Source organism: Metabacillus sp. GQ13, assembly GCF_059758525.1.
Genome location: NZ_JCAXET010000002.1, coordinates 307,413 through 331,515, shown reverse-complemented (window position 1 = coordinate 331,515; position 24,103 = coordinate 307,413). Strand labels below are relative to the sequence as shown.

Annotated in this window: 17 protein-coding genes; 2 read left to right on the top strand and 15 right to left on the bottom strand. The window is 35.4% G+C overall.

Annotation, left to right across the window (positions count from 1 at the left end; all coding sequences use genetic code 11):
* Nucleotides 1-22: 22 nt before the first annotated feature.
* From AC6CHR_RS03655 to AC6CHR_RS03635, 5 genes are all read right to left on the bottom strand, one after another.
* Nucleotides 23-799, bottom strand: a complete 777-nt coding sequence (locus AC6CHR_RS03655) for a hydroxypyruvate isomerase family protein (RefSeq protein ID WP_498247127.1) — start codon at nt 797-799, stop codon at nt 23-25.
* The gene (locus AC6CHR_RS03650) at nt 796-1,779 is read right to left on the bottom strand and encodes a Gfo/Idh/MocA family protein (RefSeq protein ID WP_498247126.1); all 984 of its coding nucleotides are present in this window, start codon (nt 1,777-1,779) and stop codon (nt 796-798) included. The genes AC6CHR_RS03655 and AC6CHR_RS03650 overlap by 4 nt, the downstream gene beginning before the upstream one ends.
* A 123-nt stretch (nt 1,780-1,902) precedes the next feature.
* Nucleotides 1,903-2,736, bottom strand: a complete 834-nt coding sequence (locus AC6CHR_RS03645; RefSeq protein ID WP_498247125.1) for a carbohydrate ABC transporter permease — start codon at nt 2,734-2,736, stop codon at nt 1,903-1,905.
* A 21-nt stretch (nt 2,737-2,757) separates the two neighbouring features.
* Nucleotides 2,758-3,639: a carbohydrate ABC transporter permease gene (locus AC6CHR_RS03640; protein ID WP_498247195.1), complete on the bottom strand. Its 882-nt coding sequence runs from the start codon at nt 3,637-3,639 to the stop codon at nt 2,758-2,760.
* A gap of 152 nt (nt 3,640-3,791) precedes the next feature.
* Complete coding sequence (locus tag AC6CHR_RS03635; protein WP_498247124.1) at nt 3,792-5,057, bottom strand: ABC transporter substrate-binding protein; 1,266 nt, start codon at nt 5,055-5,057, stop codon at nt 3,792-3,794.
* A gap of 253 nt (nt 5,058-5,310) precedes the next feature.
* Between AC6CHR_RS03635 and AC6CHR_RS03630 the strand changes: the two genes are divergently transcribed.
* Complete coding sequence (locus tag AC6CHR_RS03630; RefSeq protein WP_498247123.1) at nt 5,311-6,162, top strand: helix-turn-helix domain-containing protein; 852 nt, start codon at nt 5,311-5,313, stop codon at nt 6,160-6,162.
* Between the two features lie 393 nt (nt 6,163-6,555).
* Here AC6CHR_RS03630 and AC6CHR_RS03625 read toward each other — a convergent pair whose 3' ends face one another.
* Nucleotides 6,556-8,034, bottom strand: coding sequence for an aldehyde dehydrogenase family protein (locus AC6CHR_RS03625; protein ID WP_498247122.1), 1,479 nt, complete (start codon nt 8,032-8,034; stop codon nt 6,556-6,558).
* Between the two features lie 371 nt (nt 8,035-8,405).
* Between AC6CHR_RS03625 and AC6CHR_RS03620 the strand changes: the two genes are divergently transcribed.
* Nucleotides 8,406-9,701: a uracil/xanthine transporter gene (locus AC6CHR_RS03620; RefSeq protein ID WP_498247121.1), complete on the top strand. Its 1,296-nt coding sequence runs from the start codon at nt 8,406-8,408 to the stop codon at nt 9,699-9,701.
* 97 nt (nt 9,702-9,798) lie between these two features.
* On the opposite strand, the gene AC6CHR_RS03615 is transcribed toward AC6CHR_RS03620, so the two are convergent.
* The 9 genes from AC6CHR_RS03615 to AC6CHR_RS03575 all read right to left on the bottom strand — a co-directional run bounded on the left by AC6CHR_RS03615 (nt 9,799) and on the right by AC6CHR_RS03575 (nt 23,965).
* Nucleotides 9,799-12,534 carry a GH32 C-terminal domain-containing protein gene (locus tag AC6CHR_RS03615; protein ID WP_498247120.1) on the bottom strand — a complete coding sequence of 912 codons (2,736 nt, stop codon included), beginning with the start codon at nt 12,532-12,534 and terminating at the stop codon, nt 9,799-9,801.
* Nucleotides 12,535-12,740: 206 nt separating this feature from the next.
* Nucleotides 12,741-13,700 carry a carbohydrate kinase family protein gene (locus AC6CHR_RS03610; RefSeq protein WP_498247119.1) on the bottom strand — a complete coding sequence of 320 codons (960 nt, stop codon included), beginning with the start codon at nt 13,698-13,700 and terminating at the stop codon, nt 12,741-12,743.
* A gap of 117 nt (nt 13,701-13,817) precedes the next feature.
* Entirely contained in the window at nt 13,818-15,296 is a 1,479-nt protein-coding gene (locus AC6CHR_RS03605) for a glycoside hydrolase family 32 protein (protein WP_498247118.1), read from the bottom strand.
* A 145-nt stretch (nt 15,297-15,441) separates the two neighbouring features.
* Nucleotides 15,442-17,052 carry an ABC transporter substrate-binding protein gene (locus AC6CHR_RS03600; protein WP_498247117.1) on the bottom strand — a complete coding sequence of 537 codons (1,611 nt, stop codon included), beginning with the start codon at nt 17,050-17,052 and terminating at the stop codon, nt 15,442-15,444.
* Between the two features lie 55 nt (nt 17,053-17,107).
* Nucleotides 17,108-17,986 (bottom strand): carbohydrate ABC transporter permease, encoded by an 879-nt coding sequence (locus AC6CHR_RS03595; protein ID WP_498247116.1) that lies wholly within the window; start codon nt 17,984-17,986, stop codon nt 17,108-17,110.
* An 18-nt stretch (nt 17,987-18,004) separates the two neighbouring features.
* Nucleotides 18,005-18,940: an ABC transporter permease gene (locus AC6CHR_RS03590; RefSeq protein ID WP_498247194.1), complete on the bottom strand. Its 936-nt coding sequence runs from the start codon at nt 18,938-18,940 to the stop codon at nt 18,005-18,007.
* 272 nt (nt 18,941-19,212) lie between these two features.
* Entirely contained in the window at nt 19,213-20,550 is a 1,338-nt protein-coding gene (locus AC6CHR_RS03585) for an ABC transporter substrate-binding protein (protein WP_498247115.1), read from the bottom strand.
* Nucleotides 20,551-20,574: 24 nt separating this feature from the next.
* Nucleotides 20,575-22,173 carry a response regulator transcription factor gene (locus AC6CHR_RS03580; protein ID WP_498247114.1) on the bottom strand — a complete coding sequence of 533 codons (1,599 nt, stop codon included), beginning with the start codon at nt 22,171-22,173 and terminating at the stop codon, nt 20,575-20,577.
* Complete coding sequence (locus AC6CHR_RS03575; RefSeq protein WP_498247113.1) at nt 22,151-23,965, bottom strand: sensor histidine kinase; 1,815 nt, start codon at nt 23,963-23,965, stop codon at nt 22,151-22,153. The genes AC6CHR_RS03580 and AC6CHR_RS03575 overlap by 23 nt, the downstream gene beginning before the upstream one ends.
* Between the last annotated feature and the right edge of the window lie 138 nt (nt 23,966-24,103).

The window sequence follows — 24,103 nt, the reverse complement described above, 5'->3', positions numbered from 1 at the left end:
TTGGACTAATAATTGACCTCATTTATACAGGAAGTGACTCCACTTTTCTCAGAATAGTAGACTTAAACTCATCTAATGCCTTATCTGTATTAATGGTATAACCACATTCTAGACCAACAAATCCATCATATCCTGTTTCTTTTACAGCATTTAAAATGTTGAGATAATTCAACTCGCCTGTACCCGGCTGCTTCCTACCAGGGTTATCAGCAATATGATAATGATTGATTCGATCAAGATAGTTTGTTGCATTTCTGATGACATTACCTTCCGTTATTTGTTGATGGTACACATCAAACACTAATTTAACATTTGGACTGTTAACTTGATCAATGACAGATACTGACTCATCAGAGTATTGTAGGAAATGACCTTTATGATCAACAAGCCCATTTAATGGTTCAACCTCTAAAATAATCCCTGCTTCCTCGCAAAGAGGGGCGCATTGCTTTAACGTTTCGATCATAGCTTGTCGTTGGGTTTCGCGTGATACGCCATCAATTACATTTCCAGTTTGCGTAATGATTGCTTTTGTTCCAAGTACCTTACATGCATCGATTGTTTGCTTTAAACCATCTATGTAGTCTGATCGTTTCGTTTCGTCTACTAGGTTAAAAGATTTAGTGCAAGTCGCAATAATTCCGACACCAATTCTTTCTTGTTCTTTCGCAAGTTGTTTGATGTCCAAGTCCCACCAGTTATAATATTCCAGTCCATGAAATCCATGTTCTCTTATTTTCTCAAGATGATAAACAACATCCTGCCCCTTATATGCTCCTATGCAAAGTGAATATTTCATGAATGTGACATCTCCTTCAAACTAATTGGTTTACTAATTTCTGCAGATCTATTTGCAGCTATTGTGACATAATGCGTCTTCAAGGCATCACGATAATCAGATAAAATAGTCGATGAATCACCTGTCATAACTGCCTGTATAAATGCTTCATCCTCGACAAGATACGGACTAACAGTTTCCTTATACTCTTTAATAGATTCTCGCTTAATATCCTTTATTCCTGCACTATTAATTTCTAATACACCCTGGTCTGTATATAGATCTAAACCTACTTTATGTCCAACGGGTGACATACACGTATTTGAAATCGTCGCAATGCTACCATTTTCTAATTTCATTGTTACTGTTCCAACATCATCAACTGTTGTCCCTTTAACTTTTTCATGCATGACCCTTTGACTATATGCCGCATAAACTTCAACAACTTCTCCACAAAGATAACGTAATAAATCAACAATATGAGTCGTTTGCTCCACAAATTGACCACCAGAACCATTTTGTAGTCTCCACCAAGGCACCATTGGCATACCACCCATCCAATAACCTAAAGCCATCCCTAGTTTTCTCTCACTCAATAAATCTTTTGCTCTTCTAGTTGCTTGTTGATAACGCCAATGATAACCAACCGCTGTAATAATCTTCTTTTCTTCGATATCCTTTAATATTTCTGTAGGTTGCATATCAAGTCCTAGCGGTTTTTCAACTAAAAATGGAATCCCGCGATCGATTACTGCTTTCTCTGCTTCCCCATGAGCCATTGGTGGTACACATATATAAACAGCATCAAGCTTGCGATCATCTAACATGTCGTTCATATTATTGTAAGCCTTTGCATTTGTCCAACCATTTGCTTCTTTTTGTGCTTTTTCTATATTAATATCAAAAAATGCAATGACCTCCGTATTTTTTATTTTAGCTAAATTACTTAAGTGTGCCTTCGCTATTCCACCAGTACCGATAAATCCAATTTTTACTGTCAAATAAATCTCCTCCTAATAATCTAAAGTGTGTATTTGTCTGGGCGTTTAATCAGATATATTTTATGTAACTATCTCAATGTACTTTTTATGCTAAACTGCATCCCCCCTTTCAATATAAAATAGTTAATCCTTAACCGCACCTGCTGCTATTCCAGAAATAAATTGACGACTAACCAACAAAAATAAGATAATTAACGGTAGTGTTGCTAATAGCGTACCTGCCATAATCATGCCGTAGTCTGTGTCGTATATTCCATTTAATTGAGATAAGGTCACTTGCAAGGTATATTTTGCCGGATCATTTAAGACAACTAATGGCCATAGATAATCATTCCAAATACTTATAAACGAAAATATTCCCAAAAAGGCTAGTGCAGGTCTCAAAATTGGTAAACCTATGTTCCAATACAGTCTAAAATGATTACAGCCATCTAATCTCCCTGCATCTAGCAAACTATCATGTATCGCTTCCTCGGAATACTGTTTGACCCAAAAGATCCCAAAGGCATTTGCCAAACCAGGAACAATAAGTGCCTGAAAGCTATCCACCCAACCAATCTTCGAAATCATAATGTAGGATGGAACAAATGAAAGTTGTGATGGTATCATCATTGTGATTAATAATGAAGCAAAGAGAAATTTCTTTCCTGGAAATTGAAATTTCGCAAATGTAAATCCTGCAAGTGAACAAAAGAATAAAATCGCTACAGCGGAGGTAGTGGAAACAAAAACTGTGTTAAAAAATGCCTGAAAGAAATCTACATTTTGTAATACATTATTAATATTTGTGAAAAACTCTCCGCCAAAGACTAACTTGGGTGGAAATCTTAGAATGTCACCGGTCTTATTAGTCGACATGACAGCTAACCAATAAAACGGAAAAATTGAAATAAATACACCTATTAATAAAAGAAAATGCAACATTCCCTTTTTCAAACTTGAATATTTTCCATCCATTCACAATCACCTCTCATACTTTTACTTACTCCCAGTTTTTTGGACAATTTTCCAATTAAGTAGTGAAAACAGTGCAATAATCACGAATAATGCCCAAGATACGACTGATGCATACCCATATTGCCTCTCTACAAAAGCCTGCTTATACATATACAATGTAATCGTTGAACCAGCCCCACCTACACCACCAGAGTTTCCTAATAAAACTTGTGGTTCGGTAAATAGCTGCATGGAACCAATTGTCGTCATTAGAACAGTAAAGAGAATGATAGGTCTTAGGAGTGGAATTGTTATATGAAAGAACATCTGTACAAGATTAGCGCCGTCCATTCTTGCTGCTTCATATAAAGTGTTGGGAATGCTTTGTAATCCTGCTAAATAAATAATCGCATTATAACCAGTCCACCGCCAAATAACCATTGATGCGATGACCAATTTAATCAAAATACCTGAGTTTAACCATTGAACTGGTTCAAAGCCAATCGTTGTTAATAAATAGTTTAAGAGCCCAAAGTTGTTCCCAAAGATTGATTTAAAAATAATTGTGACTGCTACTATTGAAGTAACATTCGTAACAAAAAAGGCAGTACGATAAAAACCTTTAAATTTCAGTAGTGGAGTGTTGAGGAGAAAAGCAATAATCAATGCACCAAACAACATAGGTATAGTGGAAAAAAACCAAATAACAAAAGTATTACCAACAGATTGCCAAAAGATGGTATCTGATAACAAATAGCCAAATTGCTTCAAACCAACAAACTCCATTTCACCAAGACCACCCCATTTATGAAATGCCAAGTACAAGGAGAAGAAGATAGGAAACAACCCGAAAATTAAAAATAAGAGGTAAAAAGGCGAAATAAACAAATAAAGAGCTCGATTTTTATAGATCTCTTTCCACAAACTTCTTTTATCTGCTGTATGCAAACGGTCAACGTTTGTTCCTTTATTTGGACTAGCAACCTTATTCATTAAGACCCTCCTCTGACTTTAGAGCTTTTAAGGGAAAAGTACCCGATCCCAATTAATCAAAGTACCTTCCCCTATTAAAAATGTTAGCGAGAAAGTTCGGATTCCACTTGCTTAATGACCTCATCCCATGCCTTATCCGGATCAAGATCCTGATTCGCAACATTTGTTAATTGATCAAGAAATAGACCATTAACTGTGCTATATTTAGGACCGAAGTAACGAGGTTTTACATTTTCAGCTGCTTGGCTAAACACTTCAGTCGTATTTTGTTTCCCGAAAAACTCTTCTTCATTACTCATCTTTTCATCACTATAAACTGTTGGAGTTGATGGAAATAAATCCATTGAAGTGTAGGCTTGTAATTGATTTTCGGGACTCATTAACCATTTAATGACTTCATATGCTTCTTTAGGATGTTTCGATGCCTTTGTAATTCCGATAAATGAGCCTCCATTATTTCCGTCTCCACCTGGAGCTCGAGCAACACGCCATTTACCTGCTGTATCTGGAGCAGCATCCTCCAAAATTTTCTTTGTCCATACAGCACCAATAAATGATGCGATTTCACCGTTATTTACTCCTGCATTCCATTCAGTACCATCCACCAAATTTGCACTTAAGCCTTTTTCATGAACAGAGATTGCCATGTCCCAAGCCTCTTTAACTTGACCTCCATCTCCAATAAAGTTATCAGATTGGTCAAAATATACACGATCACTTTGACTGATATATTGGGTGAACACCCTATTGATACTGTCGAACATCTTTACACCTGTTGCAGCTTCTACCTTTTCACCAGCCGCTATATAATCATCCCAAGTAGAAATTTCGGCAGCAACTTCTTCTGGATTTGTAGGTAAACCTGCTTCTTTGAATAAATCTTCTCGATAAAATAAAGCTGTTGGTCCAGTATCAATAGGTAATGCAATTAATGTTTTTTCATCAGGGGTTAAGGTATAATTCCACTTCCATTCAAGATACTGATCCTTTAATTCATCTGCTCCATGGTCTAGGAGATTCACAAATTGATCGGAATATGGTAGAAATTCATTTGCCCAATCGTTTAATGCAACAATATCAGGTGCACCAGAACCTGCGGCCAATGTAGTTTGTAGTTTTGTTTTGTATTCTCCACCATCGATTTTTTGCGGCTTAATTGTGATATTAGGAAATTCCTTATTCACTTTCGCTAACAGATCATCATCGAGTGAACGGTTCCAATACCAGAGGGTCAGTGTAACCTTGCCATCACTATCCTCTCCGTCTTTACTAGATTGAGAGGAATTACTACATCCAACCATTGCCAAAATAAGAACTAACACCAAAATAACGCTGTATTTTTTCCTCATTTAACATGCACCCCTTTTAAATGTAATATTTATTTAATATAAACCAAACCCAATGACTATCACCTCCTATAATCTATCAATATCTATGTAATGTATCCGCTTACATAAATGAAAAATTATTAATGGTTTGTCTATGTCATCTATAATAAAATTGTAAGATTCCTAATTTTATAATAGAATTAATTTCGTCTAAGCATCAATGGCATTACTGAACATAAGATTGGACAATTTGAACATGAAGGGAAGAAGAATCATGAAAGAATTACCAATCCGTTTTGTTACGTTCCCATTCTCTATGGAAGTGATCCCATTGCAAATGTATACCGTTGGTTCTAATCAGCAAAACACAATGATTAGACCTAAGGGTTTTTCCGCTACCCAAGTATTCATTACTCTTAGTGGTAGTGGTAAAATACGAATAAATGGAAAACAAGATATGATCGTAAAAAAACACCAGGCTTTCATCATTTTTGAAGGTGTTCCCCATGAGTATTTCCCTTTAACCGAAGAACCTTGGATTTTAGGTTTTCTCTCCATTAGGGGTGCGTCTGTTTCAACTTTGCTATCTAATTTTAAATTCAAAAATGGTGATGCTTTACATATTCACCAGGTTGAAAAATTATGGACAGTAGCTGAGGAAATATGGCAACTAGCTGAAATTAATAAACCTGAGGAATTATGGGAGATTTCTGAGCTACTCTATTCATTTTTGTTAGAATTAAGAAAACAGACAACAATTTCCGACAATGATTGTTTAAACAGTAATGAATCGAAACCATCGGAAGTTATTCTCGAGTATGTTACCACCTTTTTAAAGGAGCATTACACTCAAAGAATTCTTTTATCAGAGCTAACAAAAACGACAGGATACTCTCACCAACATTTAAATCGATTATTTCATCAATTTTATGGTTTAACCTTAAATCAATATTTGCAAAATCTTCGTATTGCCCATGCAATTGATTTAATAGAAAGAGATAAACAAATTCCGTTAAGTGAAATAGCCGAAAATATCGGTGTAGAGACAAGGTATTTTACTCGATTATTCAAAAAGGTAATGGGGATATCACCTGGAGAATTCAAGAAAATTGTCCATAACCAGTAAATAAATAAAGGCTGTTTCGCAAAGATTGTTGTTTTCCCTACCAAGTACTAATGTACACGTTTTAAGGATATCTTCGTGCTCTTTACGTTTAATTACTCTCATATCCCTTTGAACATAGCTTCATTTTGATATAAAAATTCAAAAACCGATTTTTATTCGTTCTAGAGCAACAAACTTTTAGAAAAGAGCCTAAATAAAACACCTGAAAATTTTTTATACTTGTCCTAATTGTATGTTTTAGAAATAAAAACAATGCTAATTGATTAGAAAAAATATTTCTTTTTCCTTTTGAATTATCTCTAATAATACAAAAAGCTACTTCTTCCGTTCGATAGAAGTAGCTTTTTCTATTATGAACCCTAGTCATTTTGAACGTTATCATATTCTTAAATATTACTCAGGAATATAAGGTAGATCAAGATTATTTGGCATATTAATGACATGGGTTTCTGCATAAGAAAGTAGACCTTCTTTTCCATATTCACGGCCTATTCCTGATTGTTTTACCCCACCAAATGGGAAGCGTACATCTAAACCTTGAATAGCAGCTGTATTAATCATCGTTGTTCCTGCTTGTATATGTTTAGCTACTTTTACGGCATGCTCCTGTTCTCCCCAAACAGAGCTGGTTAATCCATAAATGCTATCATTTACTAAATCAATTGCTTGCCTCTCATCATCAAAAGGTAAAATGGGCACGGTTGGTCCAAATTGCTCTTCTGTAACAATCGGATCATTAAAATCTGCACCTAAAACTACAGTTGGCTGCATGAAATATCCTTTTTCAAATAAGTCATTATCAAGAATCGTACCTAACTTGATTACTTCAGCTCCACGACTTGCGGCATCATCAATTAAACTCTGAACAAACTTAACTTGTTTTTCATTATTTACTGGACCAATCGTGACATTCTTACCAAAAGGATCTCCAACGCGAATCCATTTGTTCGCTGCCTCAATATACTTTTCAACAAATTGTTTGTAAATTGTCTTATCAACATAAACTCTCTTAGCTATCATACAAATTTGCCCAGATGTTAGAAAATTTGAAACAACAATACGACGCATTGCTTTTTCATCATTAACATCAAAGTCTTTTAAAATAATTGCAGCATCATTGCCGCCTAATTCTAAAGTCATATGTTTGATTGTTTCAGAAGCGGACTTCATAATATGTTTCGCTGTTTCTGTCCCTCCTGTAAAAGCAATCTTTGCTATTTTGGGATTTGAAGTCAATTCTACACCCACATCTGCTTCACCATGTACAAGGTTTAAAACACCTGGTGGAAATTCATTTGAGATAATTTCTATGACTTTACTTACGGCTAATGGCGCCAAGGGACTTGGTTTCACGATCATTGTATTACCAGCTAAAAGGGCAGGGGCAATCTTTATTGTTGAGAGAGAGATTGGGTAATTCCAAGGGGTGATCGCAGAAACAACGCCAATCGCATCTCTAGCGATAATGGTCTTTCCAGCATCATGTTCTTGTATATCATTCTTTAAAACCTCCTTCACGTTATCACAGGCAAATTCCATCCACATTAAGGAAACAGCTATTTCACCTTCAGAGTCATAGAGGGGTTTTCCGTGTTCACGACTAAGCAATGAAGATACTTCAGGAGCAGCTTCTTTAATTTTTTGTATCGCACGTCTCATCATTTCCACTCTAGTATCCATCGATGTTTCAGCCCAGCTTGGGAAACGTTCATGTGCTGCATCAATCGCACGAATTGTGTCCTCAACTGTATTGATAGGAGCATAACCAACAATCTCACCTGGATGTGTTGGATTTTCACGGGGTGCTTGTTTTTCTGTTTTGTATTTTTCCCCATTGATTATCGCGTCTATCACTATTTGTTTTTCTGGCATATTGAACTATTCCTTTCTATGAAAAAGTATTTCCCATATCAAAATCAACTATAAGAAGGGATTATTTATTCTATTCTTACATATTTTTCCCTACTTATTCGAACATTATCCAATGCGGTCGAGTAACTTGTTTATTTATGTTTAACCAGTCACCTGTTTGAACATTTTATTATGGTTTATAGGAGGTCAAAGGCATAACTTCTGGCTTGTAAATAACACTTTCATCCATTATTATTGTAAAGAATTTATATTCGTTATTTGTCTGAATTCTAAGGTAGTTTGATTAATTCACTTCCTATAAAATGGAAACAGTCAAGGTTTAACAACTTTGGGAACTTTTATTTTCAGGCTAGAAAAGAGAGGGATAATCTATGAAACATTCATCATCGTTAACAACCACCTTTGCTTCTATTCAGTGGCTTTTCTTTATCTTTGCCAATACAGTAGTCGTTCCAATTTCAATTGGTGCAGCATTTGATTTAAGCCCTGATATCGTGACATCAATATTACGTAATTCGTTTATTTTCACTGGAATTGCCTGCATGCTACAAGGCTGGATCGGCCATCGCTTCCCGCTAATGGAAGGTCACTCTGGACTGATGTGGGGCCTTTTACTTAATCTAGCTATATCCGCTTCATCTATGGGTATGAGCTTTTCCGAAATAGGTGGAGGGATCGCAACAGGGATTTTATTAGCTGGTGGGGTAACTCTATTAATTGGGTTATTTAACGGCATTTCATATATACAAAGACTTTTCACGCCTATGGTAATGAGTGTTTATTTATTCTTATTAACGTTTCAACTTATCTTAATCTTTTTTAAAGGGATGTTTAAATATACCGACACTGGGCAATTGGATGTAGGAGTATCTTTACTTTCTCTATTTATTGTGGCATTTGTAACAATTCTTAAAATTAAGGCTCCTGATATAATTGGAAATTTTTCAATTCTAATCGGAATAATGGTTGGCTGGGTCCTGTATGAATTATTTTTCCCAAATACAACAGAGATCAATATAGCTAGCTACCAATTCGATGTATTTCCACTAGGAGAACCTAATCTTCAATGGGGAATTATTTTCATCACCTTTTTAGCAGGGTTCATTAATTTAAGTAATGTGTTTGTTTCTATTCAAGCTGGTTCAAGGCTTTTTCAAACTAAGCCAGATAAAAGCCAATACAAAAACGCAATCGTGCTGACAGGTAGCTACTCAATTGTATCAGCAGTTTTGGGACTTGTACCTTATGCACCATTTACATCTTCAATTGGTTTTTTAGAAAGTACGCAAATGTATAAGCGTAAACCTTTTCTTATTGGCGGAGGACTCTTAACTTTGTTGGGCCTTATTCCAATTTTAGGTGCATGGCTTTCAACGATGCCAATTACGATTGGTAATGCTGTACTGTTTGTTGCCTATATCCAGCTATTTGGAACAGCTTTAACTAGTTTAAAAGGTTTTAGTTTTGACTCTAAGTCTATTTACCGTATTGGCCTTCCCGTTTTAATCGGTGTAGGTATAATGAATTTGCAAACAGATATCTTTGCTGATTTACCTATCTTCATTCGCCCTTTATTAATGAATGGTTTTATATTCGGTGTTTTATTATCAATCATTTTAGAGCTTTTAATGAATTCGAACAAAGAAACCAATACCACTACTAGATAAGATACTACCTACTAAATAGTATAGACAGCTTGTAGATCAATGGATGGTGATGGTTTTTTACTGATCTACAAGCTGTTTATCAGCAATAAAATCTACTTTAACTGTTTACTTTTAACCGATTTCTAGTAAATATCCATGCCACAACACCTATGAGCATGAAACCAAATCCTATTAATAATAAATTGAATTTATTTGTCGCTGTGGCAGGCAAGGTTTTCTCTAAGTCAGTCTCTTCTAAAACGACATCACCTGAATCTTCTTCTCCTAAATCTTCTTCTCCTGAATCTTCTTCTCCTGAACCTTCTTCTCCTGAACCTTCTTCTCCTAAACCTTCTTCTCCTGAACCTTCTTCTCCTGAACCTTCTTCTCCTGAACCTTCTTCTCCTGAACCTTCTTCTCCTGAACCTTCTTCTCCTGAACCTTCTTCTCCTGAACCTTCTTCTCCTGAACCTTCTTCTATTGAATAATTTGTAAATTCTGCTTTAGTATTGATATTTACAAGACCCACACTCATGTCACCAGCCATTTCTACTGTTCTTTCAAACATTTTCTCGTCATTAAAATAAAATGTAAAGGTATTACCAGATTTATCAACCTTTAATGTTTGTGGTTCCCTAAGATTTGTCCCTATGGGTAACGTAGCACCCTCCCAACCGAGATCTTCCTGACTATATTTCGCAAAGGTTTCTAATTGATTAATATTTATATTGAGGAATGAAGTCACAGATGTGTTTTCTTCATCCGTAATAACAATACCGTATTTTGGGTAACCTTCATTACCTTGATCTAACCATTTGATATCAGTTGATACACTGAAATCACCTGTAACAACCTGTTCTTTAAAAATCTCGGTCCAGTTATCAGCATTTCCAAGCAGACTCGTTACGTTTTCATCATCAATGATATCCCAATTTCCCGACATTGATCCATTCACTGGGGAAGCTCCCCAGCCATTAATATAGTCTGAGCCATTACCATCTGAGACACTAACGGTCATTTCTTTCGACTTTTTTCTTTTCGAATCACGAATGGTTACAGTAGTTTCACCCGGATTAACTCCTGTTATCGATACGGTTGATCCATCAATTTCATCGATTTCTATATGATCTTGTTCAGCTACCTCCCACACAAACGACTCTGGTTCAGATAGCCAATCTGGCTTTACGTTTGCTTGGATTTCAACAGACTCTCCAACTTCTAAATCTACCTGCTCTTCGCTAACAACAATTCTCTCCACTTCACTCTCGGGTGGAGCATCACGCCAGGTTGAATGTAAATGAAAGAAATCGAGTAAGACAACATCAACACTGCCACCCTTTGTATATAGTTCAATTCCGCTATTTGTCGGTTTCGTGTAAATTAGATTCGTGAAAGTAAATTCTCCTTCATTTATAAAGATTTCAACTGATGATTCATCCACAAGGCCACGAATTTTAATCTGTTTCCTCTCTGTAGGAAAGTCTGTATCAAAACGTTTTCCGAACTTAAATACGTCGCCATTGCGATCAATCAACGTATCAAGTCCTCCCTTAGATCTATCAAGAAAAACGGTTTGCTTTTTCGTATCAACCCCTACGACTGTTCCTTCCTCTTCTGATTGTCGTAGGCGAATACCAAATTCTTCAACTTCATCCCATTCGATAATTGCTTCAAATTCGTAAGTTGTTCCAGAAAAATCACTGATTTCTCGTTCTCCCTCCAGTGTAAAGGCATCAACTAAATGCTCGGTTGCACGAAGGCTCTCAATTTCACTAATTGGCTCCTGGAATAAACGAATGCTACCATCCTCAATTGTTCTTAAAGATAACTCTCGGGGAATCGACATTGAGCCCATCCAAGGTTCAGTTGGTGACTGGTATGGGTAGCGCCAGTTTGCCATCCAACCCAACCAAATGCGACGACCATCTTCCTCTTGAATATTGTTAAATGATTGAGCTGCGTAAAAATCTTGACCAAAATCTGTAATTAGGACTTTTTCAGGTGAGTTAATATTATTGAATTCATAGCCATCAAATTCCCCAATAAAATATTGTGCAGTCGAACCATCAGTTATATGATTATCACCAACACTGACATGAAGCACCCATTTTTGATTATCTTCATCACCGTCAACTGGTAAACGGAATAATTCTGGACATTCCCATACAGCAACATGTGAGCCTTGTCCATCGCCAAAGAGACTCTGATATTCCCAATCAATCAAATTATCTGAATTATAAAAGGTTACACTTTTATCGGTTGAAACAACCATGACCCATTTTTCTGTATCTTCATGCCAGAACACTTTTGGGTCGCGAAAATCCTTAATACCCGGATTTTCTATCACTGGATTTCCATCGTATCGTTTCCACGTTCGGCCGTTATCTTTACTATAGGCGATACTTTGGGCTTCGCCACCGTTTGTATTCGTGTAAATTGCTACTAATCCAGCTTCACCATCGAAAAAACCAGTTGTATCATTCCAATCTACAACGACTGTACCGGATAACGCTTGTCCTAACTCATCATGCTCTAATGCAATTGGAAGGTGCTCCCAATGTAGCATATCCTTACTGACAGCATGTGCCCACGTTCCCATTTTCTGATGGAACAAATGATATTCACCTTCGAAGTAAATGAGTCCGTTCGGATCAGCAAGTCTACCCGTAGGCGTTGAAAAATGGTATTGTGGGCGGTATTTCTCCGAATAGTAATCTGCTGAAGCAACGTCTCCTACTCCATTCATATTTGGATCCTCCTCAACTACATTTCCCATGACGTTTCTATCTAATCCTACTACGAATATCATCGCTATTACTAAAGTCAGAACATACCTTTTCTTCATCAAAAACATATAATACCTCCTATTAAATGTGGTGCTATCCTTGCTTGCTTGCATGGAAGCATTCCACCATAACTCATTGTTATTAATCTATGTTATTTTTATAACGATTTAATGTAGGCCTACCTCCTAACGAAATTATTAAACGCTTACATTAAGAGTATTAAATGGAGGTATAGACGGAGGAAAACCCGTCTATACCTTTTACCTATTTGTGATTACCTTTTCGGAATTAATAATTGCAAATGAGGGATCGCAGAAATTGCGCCCACTTTCGTACAAACAAGAGCTCCTACTTTATTACTAAATGAAATGAACGTTTTGAGCTGTTCAAAGTTCCTTATTACTTTTCTTGGATTTTCCTCTTGAGCTAATTGAAAGAGTGTTGCTCCTACAAAAGCATCTCCAGCACCAGTTGAATCGAGTGCATCAATTTTAATACTTGGAACTACTTCATGATTCTCACCATTAGATACTAATGTTCCTTCTTTTCCTAAAGTAACAGCGACTACTCCTGCACCAATTTCATGTAGAAACGCTATTCCTTCTAATGCATCATTTTTTCTAGTAATTATTTTTAATTCATCATCACTTACCTTTATAAAATCTGCCAAGACAATTCCCTGTTTTGCTAAATCAACAAAATCTTCAGTTCTTTCCTTCCATAGGTCCATTCTAAAATTAGGATCAAATGAGATAAACTTCCCTTCTTCCTTTGCAGATTTCATTAGGTTTAAATAAGTAGTTTGAAAAGGATCGTCTAATAATGCTGTAGCTGAACCAAAATGAATAATAGGAGATGTCTTTCGATTTTCTACATTAATTTCAGCTTCAGACAAGAACGCATCTGCACCACGATTAAAAATAAAATCTCTTTCCCCGTTTGCTTTTAATGATACAAATGCTATCGTTGTTCGATGATCATCATCAAGGACAAGCATCGATGTATCAACACTCAAATCATCAAGCGTTTTCTTTAGAAAATGGCCAAACGGATCATTTCCCACCTTTCCACAAAAAAGGGAACTCCCCCCTAATTTCGCTATAGCAGCACATACATTTGCAGGTGCTCCCCCGGCCTGTTTTACAAAATTCTGACCATTCATTAAACTAATATCTACATCTGTACAGAAAAAATCAATTAGCACTTCCCCAATGCAAATGATTGATGAATTCACTTAATTTCCACCTTCCTAATCGAGATCACTTCCGGATCTAAACTCACAACCATTCGTAGTCAAGAATGAAGCTCTAACCAAATACTCGATTAGAGCTTCAATGAATTACGTATTCTTTTAACGATTCCATATTGAATCTAATTCAGTTAGTGTTAAAGTTGGGACTTTAGTACTTCCTTTATTTGAAAAAAAAGTAAGTTGTTGACAGATCTCACTTGGAAATAGTAAGCTAGTAATCGCGATTTCCCCATCATTGGCAAATACCTCGATTGATGAAGTATCAATAAAGACTAGAAGTTTTATCCTATTATTATCCATCTTCAAAGGAGCTTCTTGTATTGCTGGAAAAGATGTTGAGAAGCTACTCTCTCCAGAATTATTCCGATCAACAGATAACATGTCCTTATAAACGTCATAATTAATAATTGTTTTTTCACTCTTAGAATGTTGAATGATCAAACCAAAATCAGTTGAACTTCCCTTTTCAAACTCAATACAAATCTCCATTGGATGATTAGTCGTGACTAAAGCTACTTGATTGTTCGATTCTATTGTAAATTCATCATGGAAACTAGTATCTCTTTTTATAGTACTTATTTCTGATACTGGTTTTTGAACTAAGCGAACTTCTTCTAATTTAGATATTAAAGACAACTCTCTTGGAAGTGTCATCGCACTTCGCCATTCTTTCGTTGGAACTTGATTCGCATAGCGCCAGTTGCTCATCCATCCTATGTAAATTCTCCTACCATCTTGAGAAGGGATATCAGACCAGCTTACACCTGCATAATTATCTCTACCATAATCTAACCATAAAACAGTTTCTGCATCGTTCTCATTTTCAAATATTCCCCCATCAAATTGACCAATAAAGTATTGTGTTCTTGAACCTTCTTTAAAATCGTGGTTATCACCAATACTGACTAACATGACCCATTTTTGATTGTTCCCTTCATCATCCACTGGTAGTTGAAAGAGATCAGGACATTCCCAAACACCATCATGTGAACCTTCTTTATTGCCGAATTCACTTGCAAACTCCCATTCTTTTAAGTTTGAAGATCTGTAAATTGTGACTGATTGTCCAGTTGCTAATACCATAACCCATTTATTTGACTCGCTATGCCAAAAAACTTTAGGATCACGATAATCCGTTATATTAACATCTGCAAGTACAGGATTACCTTCATACTTTACCCAGGTCCTTCCACTGTCTTTGCTATACGCTAAACTTTGCCTTTGGCGTATCCGTTCAGAATCTTGATACGTATCATTACTTGTAAATATTGCAACCAACCCTGGTTGATCATCGAAAAATCCAGATGTATTATTCCAATCAACGACAGCACTTCCTGAGAAAATCGTTCCGTGTTCATCAGGATATAATGATATAGGAAGATGTTCCCAATGAATTAGATCTTTACTAACAGCATGTCCCCAATGCATAGGACCCCAAATCGTATCAAACGGGTGGTATTGGTAAAACAAATGGTATTCATCTTTGAAAAATACCATTCCGTTAGGATCGTTCATCCATTTTTCTTTTGGTGAAAAATGAAATTGGGGGCGATACTGTTCTTTGATTTTTTGTACCATTTTTCGTTTCTCCTTTTTAGGGAAGCTTTCACCCATTAAATTTTAACTAACTAGTATGTGTGTATTCTATTTCAATCTTGCAATTTACTAATCTATTTAAGGGTACCTATGATAAACAATTCAGCCCAGGTTTATTTATATCTATCTATTGATTTTGTAGATTTCGATCATAGCCTGTTTGTTTAATTTCCAACCATTCTTGTAAGCCAAGTCGGTCTAATTCTGTTAAATATTCATCCCATTCTGTTTCTACCTTGCCACTTACCATCCACTCTGCTCTTTTTCTATTAACATAAGCAAGCAAATCTGCTTCAATCGTAGCTAGTTTATCAAGTTCTTCTATAGAAAAAAATACTTTTGGATATATATTTTCTGCTGTCATATGAGGGACCATAACCTCTTTCATTAAATCTAATCTCCAAGCAGCATCTTCAGGTTTCGTTGTAACAGTACCGTAATATTCATCTAAAATGGCTAATGGTCCGTTGATACTTGTTTTTTGCCTTAATTCAACTGGAGCTGCTCCTTCCAGCGGCAAATGCTTTAACATTTTTTCTGCTTCATTAAATTCGAAAATGTTTTGTTGTTCTTTATCCCCATAAGTACCCCAGTTGTTTTGAACTGACTGAAGGGGATCATATAATTGATCAATCCATTTCGCTGTTAATTCAAGATTTTTATTGGCACTTGTAATAACCATTCTCCCTCGATCAAAGCCCATTCCATTTGTTCTAGTTGCATTAATATGGCCACCTGGACCTGCTAGAGGAGGCATTAACTCATATTTATCATTCATACCTGTAATATTTGCTTTATCCCATGTGAAATACATACCGTAACGCTGGTCCTTTCCTTTTGCAAGAAACGTATTCCAATCATGTTCAAATGCCTCAATATCGATTAATCCCTCCTTATATAAATCAGCAAAATATGCAATCGCTTCCTTATAGCCTTCGTCAGCAGCTGTATACAATACTTCCCCCTCATTACTAACAACAGTGTGATCCCAGTTATCACCTAAACCAAAGGAGCCAAATAAGAAGGCTGGATCTTCTCCACCGTGGTTAATAATAAAAGACATTGGAATTTCATCGGCTTCCCCATTACCATTTGGATCTTGAGTTTTAAAAGCAGCTAATACTTGTTTTAACTCCTCTGTTGTTTTTGGCATTTCTAATCCTAATTTATTTAACCATTCCACATTTATCCAAGGAAAATCGTCAATTGAATGAATATTTTCTTTTCCTGTACCTAGTTCCTCTATCCATGGAAATGAATAAATATGTCCATCTGGAGCTGTAATCATCGCTTTATACTCAGGTGATGCATCTAATACCTTTTGTAAATTCGGCATATATTTCTCTATTAAATTTTCAACAGGAATAATCGCACCATCTTTTGCAAGTTTTAGTAAATCATAGTCACTGTAGCCAGCATCCATTATTGCATCTGGAAGATCACCACTCGCAACCCCTAAGTTCCTTTTTTCAACAAAGACATCGTTTGTATAGTTTTTCCATTCAATATGGACCCCGGTTTCCTCTTCTAACCGTTGATAAATTAACTTTTCATTAGGATCTTCTGGGGCTAATGGTGAACTTTGTGTAATAAACTTCAATGTAGCTTCTTCCTTTAATGGAAAGGAAATACCAGAAAGTTCATAATCCTCAGATGAGGATGTATTTTTACTACTACATCCAGAAAGTAACAAAAAGGCAACAGCAGAAGAACACACGAATTTTTTTACATTTTTCATAATAAAACCCCCTATAGTCTTGTAATCATGTACAAATCTATGTCTAATTAGGTCATTATTTTAATGAACCTACCATGACACCTTTTTCAAAGTATTTTTGGAAAAATGGATACATAATAATTAATGGAAGGCTTGAAATAACTATTGCTGAATATTTGATCATCTCGGAAACCTTTGCTAGCTCAGCCATCGCTAACTGATCACTAATCATCCCTGGTTCTGCCTGATTTTGAATTAAAATTGATCGTAATACTAACTGCAATGGATGCAAGTCAGGGTCCTCAAGGTAAATCATCGCATCAAAGTATGAATTCCATTGACCAACGAATGCATATAGCGCTAATACAAATATGATTGGCTTTGACAGCGGTAACACAATCTTGAAAAAGATAAGTAAATCCGATGCACCATCCACTTTTGCTGCTTCATGTAATTCATTTGGAATTCCTTTAAAATAAGTTCTTGCTAAAATAATATTCCAAACATTCACGGAACCTGGGAGTACAATTGCCCATACCGTGTTTAGCATTCCTAAATCCTTTACAACTAAATATGTTGGAATTAAACCACCACTAAAGAACATCGTAATCAAAAACAGTGTCATAAAGAAGTTTTTTCCGACGAAACCTTTAATTGATAATGGAAAGGCTGCAAAAACAGAAACAACAACTGTTATTATTGCAAAACCAACAGAATAAAGCATTGCATTTAGAAACCCTCTAACCATCGCATCATCTGATAAAATCCGCTTATATCCCTCAAGACTCCAATCTGAAAAGTTGAATGATAAACCTTGATTTAATAGCACTGTTGGATCCATGAATGAAGCAATTACGACATATACCAAAGGAACCAAAATGACTAAAACAGCTAAACATAAGAATATACTATTTAAATTTAGGATGATGCGATCCATGCGAGTATGTCTAATCATTTGAAAGACTCCTTTCTATTAATATAAACCTTCACCTTCATTTAACTTCTTAACGACAAAATTCACAAAAACTAGCAGGATAACGTTAATAACCGAATTAAACAGTCCAACAGCAGTGGAATATGCGTAATCACCTGCTTGTAATCCTACTTTATATACATAAGTTGGTAGAATTTCAGATGTAGGTATATTCATTGCGGTTTGCATTAAATATGCTTTTTCAAAACCTATTGCCATAATACCGCCTGCACCTAAGATCAAGAGAATCGCCATTAATGGCTTAAGTGTTGGTAAATCAATATGAATAATTCTTTGAAAAATATTTGCCCCATCAAGCGTTGCAGCGTTATGCAATTCAGGGTCTACATTTGCCAAAGCTGCAACATAGACAATCGATGCCCAACCTGCTCCCTGCCAAATACCCGATAAGATATAGATTGACCGAAAATATTCTGGTTCGGACATAAACATAACAGGTGTTCCTGTTATAAAGGCAATCATGTTATTAATTGGTCCTGTTGGTGATAGAAAAATGAATAACATCCCGACAATTACAACCACAGAAATAAAATTTGGAAGATACAAGATAAGCTGTACATTTTTCTTCATAACTGTTCTACGTACCTGATTTATCATTAACGCTAATAGGATTGGGATGGGAAAGCCAAGTATTAAACCAAACAAACTAAGTTTGAGTGTGCTCATAAAGATTGTTTCAAAGTTAGGTGATGTAAGAAAATCTGTAAAATGCTTAAGACCTACCCACTCACTACCTAAAATTCCTTTTATCGTACTAAAATCTTTAAAGGCAATAATAGCCCCATACATCGGTACATACTTAAAAAGTATCGTTAAAATAATTGCAGGGGCAATTAGCAAATATAAAAAGTAATTCTTTTTTATATACTCGAATTGACCTTTCCATTTCGATTTTGTTTGTATACTATTGTTCACCTGAACATCTGTTTCTTTTTCTACGTTTACTAATTCTTGCAATCTCTTAACCTCCCTTAATTAACAATTTTCTATAGGACTCAATATCGACAGATGAGAATCCGCTTCCCCTTTCGTTTTGCAGTTCTTTATATGATTTCTACTATAGCAAAGGCGGTAGGAAGAATATTTCAATATCTTTGGTTATAAGTATTTAAATATTTTGGGAATTTTATAACTTCTGAAATGACAAAAACCCCTAGTTAGAAAACTAGAGGTTTGCATGTAACATCTTAATCGCTCTGTATATCGGTTAAACCATTATTAATTTTTTCTACAGCTTCTTCCGCTGCAGTCCTTACATTTTCCCCGCCAATTCCAACATCCTCAAATAATTTTTTAATCGCATCACTGACAACGGGATAGGCTGGTGTTATTGGTCGGTTTTTCGAGTGTTTTTGTGCTTGTTGTACAAATATATTTTTAGGGTATTTATTAAGGTCAGGAAACTCATTTGCCACCGAATATCTCGCTGGTATATCACCTGTTACTTCTACATACTTTTTTGATCCTTCAAAACTAGTAACATATTTAATGAATTCCCACGCTTCCTCAGGATATTTTGTCTTTGACGAGATTCCAAGAGCCCATCCTCCGTTTGGTGCAACTTGACTTACTGCCCTTGGCAAGGGGGCTATCCCAAAATCTTCTCCTAATTTAAATTCCGGAAAATTCTTTTCATAGTCTACCAATGTCCAAGAACCTAACACAGTCATAGCAAGATTTCCGGAAACAAAAGGGTCTGGTGGTAACTCAACCGCTGCAACTCTATCTTTCTGATAAAGATCCTGATAAAATTGCAGTGCTTCCAAAGCCTTATCAGAATTTAAATATCCATCTGCTGTTTTTGCATCAGGACTTAAAACTTCTGCTCCGAATTGCCACAGAAGTGGTAGCTTAAAATAAGCTGGGGATTCTCCATCGTTAAACCCCTGAGCTGGGTCAATTCCAAAAATATTTTTAGAAGGATTGTTTATTTTTTTTGCAATGCTTAAAACCTCATCCCAAGTCATTGGTTCATTTGGATCTTTTGAAGGGTATGGCACACCAGCCTTTTTGAAAAGCCGCCTATTATAAAATAGTGCTACTCCAGATTCTACGATTGGAGAAAGGAAAATTTCATTTTCAAAAGTTAATCCCTCTAGGGTAGAAGAAGGTATATCCTTGATATTTCCATCGGTTCTCATGTATTGATCCATTGATAAAAGCGATCCTGAATTTGCATATAGTGCCAAGTTCGGACTGTCTATAGACATAATATCTGGTGGATTTCCTGCTACAATTTCAGTTCTCAATCTCAATTCGTAGTCACCATATGGAATAGAAACCATTTTAATGTCAAGGGATGGGTGTGACAACTCAAAAGTTGATATTAACTCATTATAAGCATTGTTTTCTGACTTTGTTCCGTAATTCCGCCAAAAAGTTAATTGTATTTTATCTTTATCAGTATTATTTCTCTCAACCCTTTCATTTTGATCGCTAGAGACTGTGAATAAAAAAGACAAAGTATATCCTGTTGCTATGATAACAATGATTAATAAAATAATGAAAGCTATCCTCTTTTTCATACGGTTCCCTTTCTTCACCAACATTTATTGGTCTATATTTAGTGATTTACGGAATTCAACAGGAGTCTGACCATAATATTTTTTAAATACTGTACTAAAATAACCCGAGTTAGAAAAACCAACTAGATAGGCTACATCGATTATTTTTAGTTGTTGATCTTTCAATAATACTTGAGCATTATTCATTCTTAAATTAATAAGATAATCACTAAAATTTTGACCGATATGATTTTTAAACATTTCAGATAAATAGGCACTATTTATATGAAACTGTTCTGATAAAGCCGTCAGCGAAATTTCATTGGCGTAATGTTTGTCCAAATAACGACGCACATTTTCGACGATTACCGATCCATTTGATGAACAACGGGATTCATGAACCTTTCTAATAATTGAGTTCGCCAAATGATTGAGCTGGTCTATGACACTGCTATGAGAATTAAGTTCCCATATCTTCTGTTGGCAATTCCATATCGCTTTATTTATGCCGATAGTGTCGGTATCGTATTTTCTTGCAAGAGAACCTAATAAAAATAAAACCCTATTAGCAACAATAGAAAAGGTCATAATAGATTGATTATTCTTTTCTCCCAGTATCAAATCCATATTATTTTTGAAAGCTTTATAATTCACATTTTCAATAGAGTTAATTAATTTTTTCTCAGAATCAGGCGAAAAATTATGCATGGCTTTGTTTACTGGCCCTTCTATAACCTGTGAATGTGAGCCCAACTGACTTTGACTCCAAGAAAGTAAAGCCGATATATAACCATTCTTAAATTCTGTAAGACCAGTAACAACATTACCGATCCCTATTACTGTTTCTAAATCCATGAATTCTTTTACATATCGCTGCACATCTTTTACTAAGTAGGATGGATGAATGAACTGTTCAGAATCCACACGATGAATGATAAAGTGCATCATATTTGCATAACTTGCGTCATAAAATGTGTACGTTCCTTCATGCCGTTTTGATATTTCCCTGCACATCATCCTAAAAGGGAGCCAAAGTTCCTTTAATTGATTTGGATAAGCATCCGATCCTCTAATTTCCACCGTCACAAACTGAACCTGTATGTTTTTGTTAGTGAAATCCTCCAACCGTAACTGGTGCAGTCTCTCAATAGCCATATTGAGTTCAGACCATTCTTCTTTCACCAAATGCAGTAAGTACTGTTCTCGCATTTCTTCTAACTGACTGTGAACAAGCTGACTCATCCGATCTGATTCAATTTGATTCTTCTTTTCTACCTCAATTTCAGTCCGAACTCTTTTTAAAACGTCAACTAATTCATCAGGAGCTACAGGTTTTAATAAATAGTCTTTAACCCCTTCTATCATAGAGGACCTTACATATTCATAATCCGAATAACCTGATAAAACGATGACTTTTACATTTGAATGTTCAATATGACACCGCTTAACAAATTCCATGCCATCCATGATCGGCATTCTCACGTCTGTAATAACAATATCTATCTCAATTTTCTTTAATATATCAAGAGCTTCTTGTCCATTTGAAGCCTCTTCAACAATATGGAAACCTTCTTCTTCCCACTCAACTTTCATTCGTAGCCCTTTACGAATTTGGATCTCATCATCTGTGATCATTACCTTCATCATGTATATCCCCCTTAGTAACTTTTATACACAATGTAATCCTTGTGCCTACTTTCATTTCTGAATGTATATCATATGAAAATTTCGGACCATAATATAACTTCAGACGGCCAAGCACATTTTTCAGACCAATGCTGTTCCCAAAACTATTCAATACATTATTTGTTTCATTATTTTTCTCTGTATTCAATAGGTCTGAAATGATTTCATTAGACATACCCACTCCATTATCTTCGACTACTATATAGATTTGATCTTTTCTCTTCTCTGTCTTGATTTTTATTGCAGCATATTTATTTTCTATGAAACTATATTTAACTGCGTTTTCAACGAGTGGCTGTATGATAAACTTAATAATTGGAAGGTCTTTTGTTTCCGGATCCTCATCAATTTCAATAGAGATTGCGTCTTCATATCTTACTTTTAAAATATCAGTAAAATTCTTTATATAATTAATTTCTTCACCTAATTTGACAACATCACTATGAGTATTAAGAGAATACCTCATCATACGCCCTAAATAAATACTTACATTCATTACCTCTTTATTTTTCCCTTGGACTGCTAGTCCCCCGATTATTTCTAGGGTATTATTCATAAAATGCGGATTAATTTGTAATAACAATGCTTTGTATTCTGCATCTTTTCTTCGTATATTTGCCTCATACTCTGTTTCAATTAAATGGTTTAATCGATCAATTGTATGATCGAAAACTTTTATTAAATAACCAACTTCATGATTATTTGATTTAATTGAAGGTATAAAACGCTTTGCTCCTAAAAAATCTCCACTTTCAATAAAGCCCATTGCTCTAGTTAGCTTTTCAAGAGGACTTACGATATTTGAAGAAAGTAAATAAGATACGACAATTGTTAATAAGAAAATGAATGCACATGTTATGAACAAGTTCTTTTGCAATTGATCAATTTTTGAGAATAACTCAGACTTAGTAATTTCAGTAAATAAAACCCAATCTCCAATTTTTAACTTTTGAAAAAAAACAAGGTAATCCTCACCATTATAGTCAATTTCTATTAAACCTTTATCATGTTTTCCCTGCGGTATTATATCTAAGCTTTGATTTAGTACATATTTTGGAGTCTGCACCTGCCCCGGCAGTACGTTTTCTCCCTCACTATTTAATAAATACACTCGACCATTGTCCCCGAGCTTGATTTTACTTAATGCTGTTTCTAGCAACGAAGAAGGAAAATTAACCTTAATAATTCCTGATAATTCTAATGTATACATATCAAAAAGAGGAATTAGATAACTATTTATCATACTCTCCCGCATATATTGGTGCTGCTGATAAGCATCTATATGTTTTTTTACCCATCGTTGATCATTATTTGAAAAATCCTTGAACCACTCCATATTCTTTAAAGAAGGATTATTCCCCCAAGTACCAGTACCATCATCGTCATTGAGAAACACAGAAATTGACATTGAATTTGAGTTGTTAATCATCATTGATGATAACTGCATTTTAAGTTGATTTTTCATTAATAAACGCTGATCCCTTGTAGCTCCCGATTGCCCTTCCTCTACCTTTAACCACTGTTGGGTTGTTTGATTTACAAGTACCTGTTTCCCAAGATCCTCTGCTTGTCTGGTAATTGAATCAATATATAGTGAATACTGATCCATCATTTCAACAGTAGAATTCTTAGTTTGTTCTTCCATAATCGACGTAAACCAACTTGGAATAATGATCGACAAAAGTAGGAATGGAATTGTTAACAATAACGTGAAAATAATAAAAATTCGATTACGCAAAGAAAAAAACATATAGTCTCCCGCCTTCAAGAAAACCCTTACATTCTAATAAACTAACTATTAATATATCACATAAACTTGATGTGAAAGATTTTACCACAAAACAAATAAATATTACATAAAATCCATTAATTAATAGACTCTATTCAT